The 12,046-nt window shown below is 63.7% G+C and carries 11 protein-coding genes; 7 read left to right on the top strand and 4 right to left on the bottom strand.

The genetic code is table 11. From position 1 onward, the window contains the following. Nucleotides 1-30 precede the first annotated feature (30 nt). Nucleotides 31-1,419, top strand: coding sequence for a uracil-xanthine permease family protein (locus LQ788_RS02335; protein ID WP_231444898.1), 1,389 nt, complete (start codon nt 31-33; stop codon nt 1,417-1,419). A gap of 79 nt (nt 1,420-1,498) precedes the next feature. Here LQ788_RS02335 and LQ788_RS02330 read toward each other — a convergent pair whose 3' ends face one another. Genes LQ788_RS02330 through LQ788_RS02320 form a run of 3 tightly spaced genes read right to left on the bottom strand, consistent with a single transcriptional unit; the run spans nt 1,499 to nt 4,668 of the window. Beyond that, entirely contained in the window at nt 1,499-2,515 is a 1,017-nt protein-coding gene (locus LQ788_RS02330; protein ID WP_231444896.1) for a LacI family DNA-binding transcriptional regulator, read from the bottom strand. A 24-nt stretch (nt 2,516-2,539) separates the two neighbouring features. Continuing rightward, nucleotides 2,540-3,286 carry a sulfite exporter TauE/SafE family protein gene (locus tag LQ788_RS02325; protein WP_231444894.1) on the bottom strand — a complete coding sequence of 249 codons (747 nt, stop codon included), beginning with the start codon at nt 3,284-3,286 and terminating at the stop codon, nt 2,540-2,542. Next, entirely contained in the window at nt 3,262-4,668 is a 1,407-nt protein-coding gene (locus LQ788_RS02320) for an amidohydrolase family protein (protein WP_231444892.1), read from the bottom strand. Before LQ788_RS02320 ends, LQ788_RS02325 begins: the two co-directional genes overlap by 25 nt. Before the next feature lie 210 nt (nt 4,669-4,878). Between LQ788_RS02320 and LQ788_RS02315 the strand changes: the two genes are divergently transcribed. From LQ788_RS02315 to LQ788_RS02305, 3 genes are all read left to right on the top strand, one after another. Beyond that, nucleotides 4,879-6,084, top strand: a complete 1,206-nt coding sequence (locus LQ788_RS02315) for a methyltransferase domain-containing protein (protein ID WP_231444890.1) — start codon at nt 4,879-4,881, stop codon at nt 6,082-6,084. Between the two features lie 360 nt (nt 6,085-6,444). After that, on the top strand, nt 6,445-6,825 hold the full coding sequence (locus tag LQ788_RS02310) for a VOC family protein (protein WP_231444888.1): 381 nt from the start codon (nt 6,445-6,447) through the stop codon (nt 6,823-6,825). A gap of 190 nt (nt 6,826-7,015) precedes the next feature. Further along, nucleotides 7,016-7,735 (top strand): endo alpha-1,4 polygalactosaminidase, encoded by a 720-nt coding sequence (locus LQ788_RS02305; RefSeq protein WP_231444886.1) that lies wholly within the window; start codon nt 7,016-7,018, stop codon nt 7,733-7,735. A 15-nt stretch (nt 7,736-7,750) separates the two neighbouring features. Here the strand turns inward: LQ788_RS02305 and LQ788_RS02300 are convergent, their stop codons facing one another. Then, nucleotides 7,751-8,635, bottom strand: coding sequence for a LysR family transcriptional regulator (locus LQ788_RS02300; RefSeq protein ID WP_231444884.1), 885 nt, complete (start codon nt 8,633-8,635; stop codon nt 7,751-7,753). 88 nt (nt 8,636-8,723) lie between these two features. On the opposite strand from LQ788_RS02300, the gene LQ788_RS02295 reads away from it, so the two are divergent. From LQ788_RS02295 to LQ788_RS02285, 3 genes are read left to right on the top strand one after another with little or no spacing between them, the layout of a single operon-like run. After that, nucleotides 8,724-10,187 (top strand): CitMHS family transporter, encoded by a 1,464-nt coding sequence (locus LQ788_RS02295; protein ID WP_231444882.1) that lies wholly within the window; start codon nt 8,724-8,726, stop codon nt 10,185-10,187. A gap of 56 nt (nt 10,188-10,243) precedes the next feature. Continuing rightward, nucleotides 10,244-11,641, top strand: a complete 1,398-nt coding sequence (locus LQ788_RS02290) for an acyclic terpene utilization AtuA family protein (protein ID WP_231444879.1) — start codon at nt 10,244-10,246, stop codon at nt 11,639-11,641. Next, a complete protein-coding gene (locus tag LQ788_RS02285; protein ID WP_231444877.1) occupies nt 11,638-11,937 on the top strand; it encodes an AtuA-related protein in 300 nt (99 codons plus the stop codon). The genes LQ788_RS02290 and LQ788_RS02285 overlap by 4 nt, the downstream gene beginning before the upstream one ends. Nucleotides 11,938-12,046 lie beyond the last annotated feature (109 nt).

Genomic DNA, 12,046 nt, shown 5'->3' with positions numbered 1-12,046 from the left:
CGATCAAGATGCGTTTCCGAGGAGAGTCCCATGACCGCCGCACCCGAAGCAGCCGAGACCGTCCATCCCGTCGATCAGCTTCGACCGATGCACAAGCTCATCCCGTTCGCGATCCAGCACGTCCTGGTCATGGTGGCCACACCGATCTCTTCGGTCTTCCTCATCGCCGGCGCATTGGACCTCGACGAAGCTGCCACCTCGGCGATCTTAGCGGCGGTCTTCATCTTCTCCGGTCTCGGGTCGATCCTCCAGTCAGTCGGGGTGTGGAAGATCGGCGTCAAGCTGCCCTTCGTCATGCTCCCCGGCGGCGCGGCCACCGTCCTGTTCATCACGATCGGCCAGGGAACCGACATCGAAACTGCCGTCGGCGCAGTCATCCTCACCGGCGTCTTCTACATCCTGGCAGTCACCCTGTTCGTGAAACTGCTCAAATTCTTCCCGCCGCTGGTCATCGGGATCATGGTCATCGTCATCGGCGTCAACCTCGTCCAAGTCACCGGCAAACTCATCGTCGGTGAGGCCGACACAAAGGAGTTCGGCGATCCGCAGAACCTGCTGCTCGGCCTCATCACGGTTGTCATCACCGTGCTGTGCTTTCGGTTTCTGCGCGGAATGCTCGGCAAACTCTCGATCGCACTCGGACTCATCGGCGGCACCATCGTCGCCGCGTTCATGGGTGCCACCGACTTCGCCGCACAGACCGGCGGCCCGCTGCTCGCGGCCCCGACGCTCTTCCCCTTCGGCACCCCGAAGTTCGATGTCATCGCCGCAATCCCGATGCTGCTGTGGGCCCTGGCCTCCATGGCCGAGGCGACAGGACAGACGATCATCAACGGCGAGATCGTCGAGAAGAAGGTCGAGGCCAGTCGCGACGTTCCACGGCTGATCCGCGCTGATGGCATCGTCACGATCTTTGGTGGACTCTTCGGCACACCGGCAATGGTCACCAGTGGTGAGAACGTCGGCATTGTGCGCGCCTCGGGTGTACGCAGCAGGTTCGTCACGGCCTTCGCCGGCGTCCTCCTCATCATCATCGGCATCAGCCCCATCGCCAAGATCCTCAACGGCATTCCGGCGGCAGTCGTCGGCGGAACCGCAGTCGTGGTCTTCGCGATCATCGCCGTCCTGGGCATACAGATGCTCGCCAAGGTTGACTTCAACCAGACCGGCAACCTCATCACGGCCACCGTCGGATTGGCTGCAGGGCTTCTCCCGGTGCTCATTCCGGGCATGTACTCGCAGCTCTCCCCCAACCTCGCGTCGCTGCTGGGCAGCGGAGTGGCGATGGCGGCCTTCGTCTCGGTCCTGCTCAACCTGCTCTTCCACCACACCGGCAAGCGCAACAGGCACCCGAAGAGCCGGACCGCGATCGATGATCCCAGCCACCTGGAGCAGCGCCCCGGCGATTACCGGATCTGAGTCGATCAGACCAGTCAGGCTCTGCTGAGCTGCTCAGTCAGGCTCTGCTGAGCTGCTCAGGCCGGTCCGGCTGATCAGATCAGGCGGGCCCTGACGTCGATTCCCTGATGACGAGTCTCGGGGCGGACGCGCTCGAGGCTTCTGGTCCGGAGTCACCGTCGAGAATAGCGACGAGGCGTTCAACGGCCTCGCCCGAGATCTCGTCGAGTCCCAGGTCGACAGCGGTCAGCGGCGGTGTGCTGGTGCGGGCGCGCAGACCGTCGTACCTCGTGGCGATGAGCAGATCGTCACCGATCGTCCGTCCTGCCTCGACTCCTGCCCGCACGGCACCGGTGGCGAAGGCATCGATGGGAACGATCAGTCCGTCGACCTCCGGATGCTCAGCAAGCAGCCGGGACGAGGCACGGTACCCGCCGTCTTCACCATCGCTTTCATCCGCCTCGGCGATCACAGGGGTGAAGCCGATACGAGCGGCAGCACCCTCATAGACCTCTCGTGCGGCGGCCTGCGATCGGCGTCGATCCGCGCCCACAACGAGCGCCGGATGCTGTGCTCCGCGCTCTATGAGATGCGAGACGAGAAGCTCTGCAGTCTCCGAATGGTGCAGGTCCACGACGCGTTGGCTCGAGGGACCGTCGATGGCCACGAAGGGGATTCCGCGGTCATTCAGCGCCGCAGCGATGGGGTCATCGGTCGCCGGTTCGAGGAGGATCGCACCGTCGATGTCGAGCCGGTCGACGGGATTGGCATCGCCGTCGGGTGGAGCGAGGACGAAGACGTAGCCCTTGAGCAGAGCAGTCCGTGCGCACCCCATTGCCAGCTCCGTGAAGAAGCCCAGCTGAGACGGACCAGCAGAGATCGCGGAGGGCATCGATGACAGAAGGGCGAGCGCCTGGGAGCGGCCCGATCGCAAGCCTTGGGCGCGGACGCTGGGACGATAGTTGAGGCGAGCGGCGACGTCTTTGACCTTGTCCCGTGTCGCCGAGTTGACCTTGCCCAGACCATTGAGCGCATGGGACACGGTCGTGCGCGAGACACCGGCTTCACGTGCCACATCGGCGATCGTGGCGCGGCTCGGACGCGAAGAATCTCCCATGACCTCAGACTACTGGACGAACATTCAGGACTGGATGATGACGATGGCGCCGGAGATGATCGCGAATCCGAGGACGATGTAGCGCAGCACGGGGCCGTCGAGGCGGTGGTGAACGTACTTGGACAGGAAGGATCCGATGGCCAGGAAGGGCAGCATTGCGAGGGTGAAGAGCATGACGGGCCCACTCACCTGCCCGCTGATGGCCAACACGATGAGGGAGATGACCTCTCCGACGAGGAAGCACACGGCCACCGTTGACCGCAGCTCCGGGCCGGGACTGTGCTGGTAGGCCAGGGCGTAGGGCGGTCCGCCGATGCCCGTCGAGGTCTCGGTGACGCCGGTGATGAGTCCGACGATGGCCAGGACTGGCTTGTTCGGGGTGAATTTCGGTGCCAGGAGCGCGATGACTGCCGCCACCAGCGTCGACCAGCCGATGAGCAGGGCGAGTTGGTGAAGGTTGACGATGACGAGGATCCAGAGCCCGAAGAACGTGCCGGCGAAACGGCCCACGCTGATCCATTTCACCCCGTGCCAGTGGATGTCGGCTCGCTCTCTAGCGGCAACGTAGAAGTTGAGCGGGATCATCAGCACCAGCAGCATCACGGGGATGAGGCTCGGGTCGATGAAGCTCACGACCGGGGCTGTGATCATCGCGAAGCCCATGCCCGTCGAGCCCTGCACGAAGGCAGAGAGCAGCACAGTGATCGCGACGATGGAGAAGGCCAGGATCGAGAGGCCGAGGACCGTCACGGGCGGTGCTCGCTCATCCACGCGGCGCGATGTTCACTTGCCGACGGGTCGATGCGGGTGATCGGAGAATCGGCGACGACGCGGTGTGAGACCTCGCGGGCACGTTCAAGGAAGGCACGTCCGTCCCAGTCGACGGGCCACCCCTTCTCGAGCCGGAGTCTGCCGTCGACGATCACGGCCTCGATCTGGTCGCGATTGGCGATGCGCACGAGCTCCCAGGGCACATCCCAGGAGGGCACGAATTCGGGAACGTCGAGGTCGATGACCAGCAGGTCCGCCAATGCTCCGGGCGCGATCTCTCCGACCTTTCCGGCCAGTCCAACTGCGTCGGCTCCCCCGCGCAGTCCCTGCTCGAGCCAGGTCCAGCCGCCGCCGCTCGAGGAATCCCCGACATCCATGCCTGCGGTCAGTCGCTGCGCGGTCTCGGCCGCATCGAGGAGGCGGAAGGCGTCGGAGCGGGTGCCATCTGTGCCCAGGCCGACGCGCATTCCCAGTTCGTGCATGAGCAGAGCCGGGGAGACGGCATTGCCCTTCCAGGAACTCGCCACCGGGCTGTAGGCGACGGCTCCTCCGCTGTCGGCCAGGAGCCGGATCTCGCGTGGAGTCAGAAGGGTGGCGTGCGCGGCCAGCAGTTCTGGACCCAGCGCGCCGAGGCGGGCCAGGCGCTCCAGTGGACGCTCCCGGCTTGTGATGAGGGACCGTTCGACCGCGGCGAGATGTTCGTTGAGGTGGGTCTGGAAGGGGACTCCGGCCTCGCGTGCCAGCCGCGTGACCGCGATCAGGGCCTCGTCCGAAGCAACCTCGGGGATCGAGACGGCCAGGGATGGGTGGACGAGACTCTCGGCGTCCCACCTGTTCAGGTGGCGTTCGGCGGCGGCGACCACCTCGGCGACCTCAGCGGTCTTCGTCCCCCCGCCGAGGTCATTGCAGATCACGCCGAGGACGCAGCGCAGTCCCACCTCGGCGGTGACATCGGCGATCGCGGAGACGTCGACGCTGGCGCGGGTGCCGGCATCGGCGACTGTCGTGAAGCCCCCGCGCAGGGATTCCCATGCCGCCAGGCGGGTGGCGACGTCGATGGCCTCGGCGTCCATGTTCGCCTCCATCGGCACCCACACGCGCTGGAAGATCTCGGAGGGTTCGCCGAAGACGAGTGACTTGCCGAAGGACTGCGTGAGGTGATGATGCGCGTCGATGAAACCGGGCATGAGGAGACGGCCAGGCAGATCAATGCGGGAGACATCGGCGGGCGCTTCAGCAGCCACCGATTCGAGCGGTCCGACTGCGGCGATGCGTCCGTCGGCTATGAGGATCGCGTGATCGCGCTGGGGACCTTCGGGGAGGAGGACCTGTTCGGGAACGAGCAGCGTCGGGGCCTGGTGCAGAGCGCGCAGCTGAGTCATGTCATCCTTCGTCGTCACAGGGGCCTCGGCGACCCTGTTTTCGTCGTGGTCAACGATATCGGAGTCCCTTCGGACAACCGCCGGCCAAATCGATTTGGTCACAATCAGTCTACGGGGCCTCGGTCGCGCGCGTCAACGGCCGAGTAGGCCGCGGCCTACTCGACAATCGACCGTGGGCAGGGCACAGAATCAACCCCGTAAAATAGGTACATGACATCATTGCCCCTCACCCCCACCTCGGCGGCTACCGGGCAATTGAACTGCCACTATTTCAACGATGGACTGTGCCACTCCTGCACCTTCATCGAGACGCCCCACCACGATCAGGTGGCGGACAAAGAGGCCTGGTGCGCCGAGGTGCTGGCCGACCACTCCCCCGATTCCTGGTTGCCGGCGGCCGTCGGCGCCGACCGCGACTTCCGCAATCGCGCGAAGCTTGCTGTGGGCGGTGCGACCGGCGCTGTCACCATGGGCATCCTGGATCAGGACTTCCACGGCGTCGACCTGCGCGAGTGCGGAATCCAAGCCCCGCAGATCCGCGCGGTCATCCCGACGATCGCGGACTTCCTCAACGGCACCGGGCTTGCGCCCTATGACGTCAAAGCGCGCCGAGGTGAGCTGAAGTTCGTCCACGTCACCGCGGCTCCGTCGGGGGACCTCATGATCCGGTTCGTCGTCCGCTCCCAGCACGGACTCGACGTGCTGCGCTCCAGACGCGACCGGCTCATGGAGCTGATTCCCACAGCGACTGTCATCTCCGTCAATCTGCTACCCGAGCATAAGGCCGTGCTCGAGGGCAGCCGCGAGGAGATGCTGCTCGGTGACTCGCTGCGCATGAATCTCGATCGGGTCGACCTGCACCTGCGTCCGCAGTCCTTCTTCCAGACGAACACCGAGGTGGCGATCGGTCTCTACAACCAGGTCGCTGAGTGGGTCGATGAGATTGCGCCGGCCTCACTGTGGGATCTGTACTGCGGAGTCGGTGGGTTCGCGCTGTACTGTGCGGAGGCGACTGACCAGCAGATCTCGCGCAAGGTCACCGGCGTGGAGCTCAGCGAGCAGGCCATCGAATCGGCAAAGATCAGCGCCGGCGAACTCGGCTTCGAATCTCGAACGGGTGCCGGCGTCGAGTTCATCGCCGCTGATGCCACAGAATTCGCCGAGTCGAACCTTGGCACAGCCGAACGACCGGATTGCGTGATCGTCAATCCACCTCGGCGAGGGATCGGGTCCAGGCTGTCGGCAGCACTCGAGGAATCCGGGATCGAACACGTCGTCTATTCGAGCTGCAATCCGCTCACTCTCGCCAAGGACCTCGACCGGATGCCCAGCTACACGGTCGAGCGGGCGCGAGTCTTCGACATGTTCCCGCACACGAAGCACCTCGAGGTCGCGGTGGTGCTGAAACGTCACTAAGGGCGCCCGCTCATAGTCCGCGCACCTTTTGACTCAACGGATCCTCACACACGCCAGACGAAGCGAAAACGGTTGGTAAGTTCTGCTCGATTCAGGCGTCTGGATCGAGCAGAACTTACCAACCGTTTCGAGGTTCCATGGCTTGAGAGCGGTTGAATCCAGAGAACCCGATGGCCCTTACGTACGGGCGAATGATCCTCGAGTCGACTATGCTGTTGTCTATGACCGGACAGGCTTTCAGCCGCTCACGGATCGGTAACCCGGTCGACCGTTGAGCCGCATTGGCCGCGAGCGCAGAATTCGCGGTCCTCCCCTTTCGAGAAGTTCTCCCGCACAGAATCCACTTTTCGAAAGGACACCATGTCAGCAATCTTCAATCACACCATCATCGCCGCCGCCGATCCGGCGGAATCGGCTCAGTTCTATGTCGACATCCTCGAGGCCGAGCACACTCAGTCGTGGGGACTCTTCGCCAACATCATGCTCGACGAGGGCGTGATGCTGCAGTTCGCATCTCCCCCGCCGAACTTCGAAATCCAGCCCGTGCATATGGCCTTCATCTGCACGGATGATCATTTCGACCGTGCGGTGGCGCTGTTGGACGAACGTGGCCTCGATTACTGGGCAGATCCGCAACGGAAGCGCCTGCACGAGACGAACACCGAGCACGAGGGGCGAGGCGTGTACTTCCTGGACCCTTCGGGCATGTACCTGGAGCTCATCACGAAGCCATACCTGTGAGGCTCGGGTCCGTTGCACGGTCTGGTTTGCTGGTCGTAATGAACTGCAGACCAGGCTGTGTAGGATCTGATTCATGCGGCGTGAAGGCTCAATCCTGGTGGTCGGAGCACTGGTCGCAGCCTTGCTCTCAGCTTGCGCATCGAATCCACCCCGAAGCTCTCCTTCTGACGGCACGCCATCGGCGCATGCGGTGGAGCTTCCGCCGGCCGGGGGTCTCCCCGACTACCAGCTCGGCGGCGCGTACGAGCCGACCGAGGACGTCAGCATCGTTGCGCGTGACAAATCAGACGAACCCGCCCCTGGTCGCTACTCGATCTGCTACGTCAACGGCTTTCAGACGCAGCCTGATGAACTCGAGGCCTGGGACTCTGATCTGCTGCTGTCCAAAGGCGGCAATCCGCTTGTCGATCCCGAGTGGCCCGATGAAGTTCTGATCGACACGTCGACCGGTGACAAACGTGAGAAGGTCTTCGACACTGTCAGTCCGTGGATACGCGAGTGCGCAGCGGCAGGCTTCGATGCCATCGAGTTCGACAATTTCGACTCGTTCACCCGGGCACAGAAGGCAATCGACATCGAAGACAATGCGGCTCTTGCAAGTTCCTACGCTGAGCTCTCTCATCGCCTCGGCCTCGCCGTCGGACAGAAGAACGCCGCAGAATTCTCACGCACCCTGCACGACGAGGTCGGCTTCGACTTTGCCGTCGCCGAAGAGTGCTCTGCTTTCCGAGAGTGCGAGGAACACAGTCGCGTCTACGGACAGGCGGTCATCGACATCGAATACACCGACAATCTCCCTCGCGACTGGGACGAGATCTGCGAAGACCCCGAGACACCGGGTTCAGTCGTACTTCGCGACCGCGACCTCACTGTCGCCGACAGCCCGAAGCACATCGCTCGCCACTGCTGACGGGCGCGCGACTCGTCACGACAGCAGGCTCTGGCGGAACCGCTCGACGACGGCCGGGAGTGGACCGCGCTTGCGGTGGACGACAACTAAGGTGCGTTCGATGACTGGTGCGATCGGTACGCTTTCGATGCCCTCGAACTTCACCAATGGAACGACCATCTCTGGCACGACGGAGACACCCAGGCCCGCTGAAACCAGTCCTCCGACGGCCGGGATGCTGCGCGCTGTCTGCACGATGTCCACGTCCACATCGTGCTTGGCGAAGGCGTGGGTGACCAAGGGTCCGATGCTGGTCACGGCGTCGAAGCCGATGAATTTCTCGCGAGCGAAGTCGGACCAGTCGAGTTCATCCCGGTGAGCGAGTCGGTGACCAACGGGCATGATCGCCACCAACCGGTCTGAGGCAACCCCTTCGACTTCAAGCTCGGCCGGGATGCTGGAGTCGAGTGCCAGAATTCCCAGATCGACTGTGCCGTTGAGGATCTTCTCGGCCACGTTCTCCTGCGGCTCGTCATGGATCTTCAGACCCACCTGCGGCAAATCGCGTCGGAAGTCAGAGATCACGGAGGGAAGCAGCGTCGCCGTCACCGAGGGCAGGCATGCCACCCGCACAACCCCGTCATCACCATTCATGTGCCGAGAGATTCGATCAAGCGCCTCATCGTAGGTGGCGACGGCCATCGAGGCATGAGCGGAGACCTCCTCGCCCAAACGAGTCGGCACGACCGAGCGTGTGCTGCGATCGAAGAGTCTGCCGCCGATGCGCCGTTCGGCTTCGGCCAGCGCCCTGCTGACGGCAGGTTGAGAGATCTGCATGTCCTCGGCGGCGAGAGTGAAGCTCCGCAGCCGGTGCAGCGCCTCGATCGTGCGCAGGTGGTACATCGCCAGATTGATAACCATAGATCATCAGTGTAGAGCGAATCGGTATTGGACGCGCCCCTCAATGACCCTGGATCATAGAAGCTGATCTCTGAGAAAGGAATCAAAGGTGCTTTCACTCATTGGATACGTATCAATGCTGGTGATCCTCGCTCTGCTGCTCATGCAGAAGGTCTCACCCATCGTTGCACTGGCCGGAGTCCCGATCGTCGCGGCTCTCATCGCAGGCAACTCACCGTCCCAAGTCAGCGAATTCGCATTGGCCGGCATCACCAGTGTCGCCAGTGTCGTCGTGATGTTCGTGTTCGCGATCGTCTTCTTCGGCATTCTGCGCCACGTCGGATTCTTCGACCCGATCATCGACAAGATCATCAGATTCGGCGGTTCGTCACCGAAGACGGTCGCCCTGGCAACGACGCTGCTGGCCACGGTCGCCCATCTGGATGGCGCGGGCGCGACCACGTTCCTCATCACCATTCCGGCTATGCTGCCGATCTACCAACGTCTGGGCATGAGCCGCCTGACGCTGACAGCATGTGTGGGTCTCGGCGCGGGTGCCATGAATACGCTCCCCTGGGGTGGGCCGACCGCTCGCGCTGCGGCCACCGTCGGTGTCGAGGCGAATGAAGTGTGGACACCGCTGATCCCCGCTCAGATCGTCGGAGTCATCGCCGCGCTCGGCGTCGCCTGGTTCCTGGGCAGTCGCGAAGCCAAGCGCATCGCCAAGGGAAAGCCCTCCGAATTCGCCGAGGCGGTCCATACTCACGATGCCAACCAGACCACACGGTCCTCCGGTGCTGACGACGTAGGGGCACAGACCACCTCGGTGATGGTGGATTCCAACGCCCGCGGCACCGCCTCTGGTGCCACTGGCAGCTCTGCGGTCACTGGCGACGGAGCATCCGATGCTGGCAAGGCTGACGCCGTCGTCGAAAAGGACCACCGCAACATCCCGTTGTGGGTCAACGGCCTCATCCTGCTCGCGACTCTCGTGGTGCTGATGTGGGGCATCGTCTCACCGGCCATCGCGTTCCTCGTAGCCACGATCCTCGCGCTCATCATCAACTTCCGCGGCCTGGAGAATCAGTCCCGGCAGTTCGACATCAGCGCCAAATCAGCCATGCTCATGGCCAGCACGCTGTTGGCTGCAGGGGTCCTCCTCGGCGTCCTCGATGAAAGCGGAATGATCGAGTCGATGGCCGACTCCGCAGTCCACGTCCTGCCGGCCGGGATCATGCCGATCCTGCCCATCGTCGTCGCGGTGCTCGGCGTGCCCATGAGCCTGTTCTTCGGCCCCGACGCCTACTACTTCGGCGTCCTGCCCGTCCTGTCCGCGGTGGGTTCGAACTACGGCATCGATCCGGTCGTCCTCGCACAGGCCTCTGTCATCGGGCAGGAGACCCTCGGGTTCCCCATCAGCCCTCTGACCGGGTCGTTCTATCTGCTGGTCGGGTTGGCGAACGTCCCGATCGGCAAGCACATCCTCGGCCTCATCGGCTGGGCCTGGCTGGTCAGTATCATCGTGCTCATCGCCGCAATCGTGATCGGAGTGATTCCCCTGTGGGTAGCTTGAACCTATCGAGCCAATCCGGGCTCTCGTCACCGCCCAAACCTGCACACCATGTGCGGGTGGGAGCCGGCGCCGGATTCGCCGGGGATCGTCTCGACCCCGCGATTGCCTTGGCCGAGCACGGCAAGCTCGACTTCCTCGTCTTCGAACTCCTCGGCGAGCGGACTGTCGCCGCTGCTCAGCGACGCGAGCGAGAGACCGCGGATACCGGCTTCGATCCGACCTTGGTCGAGCGCATCCGGTCAGTGGCCGGCCACTGCTTCGCCAACGGCACCCGCATCGTGACCAACGGCGGTGCCGCGAATCCGCGGGCTGCTGCTCATGCCGTCGCCGAGGTGGTTCGAGAGTTGGATATCAACCTGCCCGTTGCCTATGTCACCGGGGATGACGTCCTTGGCATCGTCAACGATGAGGATCCGCTGACCTGGGAGACGGGGCAGCCGGCATCCGCCTCCGACGGCGAACTGATTTCGGCCAATGCCTACCTGGGTGCCGAGCCGATTCGGCGTGCTCTGGACTCCGGTGCGCGCATCGTCATCACCGGTCGTGTCGCAGATCCCTCGCTCTATGTCGGCGCTCTGGCACACTACTTCGGCTGGGACCACGGCGATGCCGATCTCATCGGCCGTGCCACGGTCATCGGGCATCTGCTCGAATGCGCCGGTCAGGTGACCGGCGGCTACTTCGCCGACCCGGTGACGAAGCCTGTTGCCGGCCTCGCCCGTCTCGGGTTCCCCTTCGCCGATGTCGACGCCGATGCGCAGGCTCTCCTGAGCAAACTCAAGGGTTCGGGCGGCGAAGTCACCACGCGCACCTGCACCGAACAGCTCCTCTACGAGGTCGCCGACCCCAGCGCCTATATCACCCCCGATGTCATCGCGGACTTCTCCCGGGTGAGCTTCGAAGAGGTCGGCGACGACCAGGTACGTGTGAGCGGGGGGACGGGATCACCTCGGCCCAGAGACCTCAAGGTCACTCTCGGCTACAACTCCGGGTGGCAGGGCGAAGGACAGATCAGCTACTCCGGACTCCGGTCGAAGGAACGGGCCGAGTTGGCGGCGGCGATCGTCCTCGAGCGCCTCGAAGATCTCTACGATGTCGATCCCGAGTCGGTGTTCGTCGAATACATCGGAATGGCCGCGGCCTTCCGCGGTCTGGTCAAGGTCGATGACCCCGCCGAGGTGCGTCTGCGCATCGTCGGAAGCGCAGCGACCCGGCAGGAGGCTGCGATCATCGGTGATGAGGTCGAGGCGCTCTACACCAACGGTCCGGCCGGCGGTGGTGGTGCCCGGAAGACCGTGCACAGCGTCGTCTCGGTCAAGTCGTGCAGTGTGGATCGAAGGATTATCGAGGAGTCGGTGAACGTCGAGTTCGTCAACGGATCGCCGGTAGGACCGGTGCCCGGCAGCATCACTGACAATGGCCCGGCCGCCAGAGGAATGGGAGGAAACGAATGACCACCATCGACGAACTCGCGTCGGTACGCACCGGAGACAAAGGCGATACCCTCATCCTCGGCGTCATCGCCCATGACCAGTCCGCGTATAGCCGCCTCGATCAGGAGCTCAGCGCTGAACGCGTTGCCCTCCACTTCGGCCTCGACGCGCAGACTGTCACTCGCAGTGAGTTGCCGACTCTGCACTCCTTCAGCTTCGAACTCACCGGGCTGCTCGGCGGCGGAGTCACCGGCTCTCCCAACCTCGACGGGCACGGAAAGACCATGAGCTACCACCTGCTCACGCTCGAAGTCTGAGGGCTGGCAGGCCACGCGAGATACCTCACACTCTTCGTCAGAGTGCCGAATCGAGGCAGGCTTTGCTGACATAAGCGCATACACTCGTCACCTACGAGGCTCCACGAAC

Source organism: Brevibacterium zhoupengii, from assembly GCF_021117425.1.
GTDB classification, from domain to species: Bacteria; Actinomycetota; Actinomycetes; order Actinomycetales; family Brevibacteriaceae; genus Brevibacterium; species Brevibacterium zhoupengii.
Note: the sequence above shows the minus strand (reverse complement) of the source record. Positions and strands in the feature narration are given on the sequence as shown.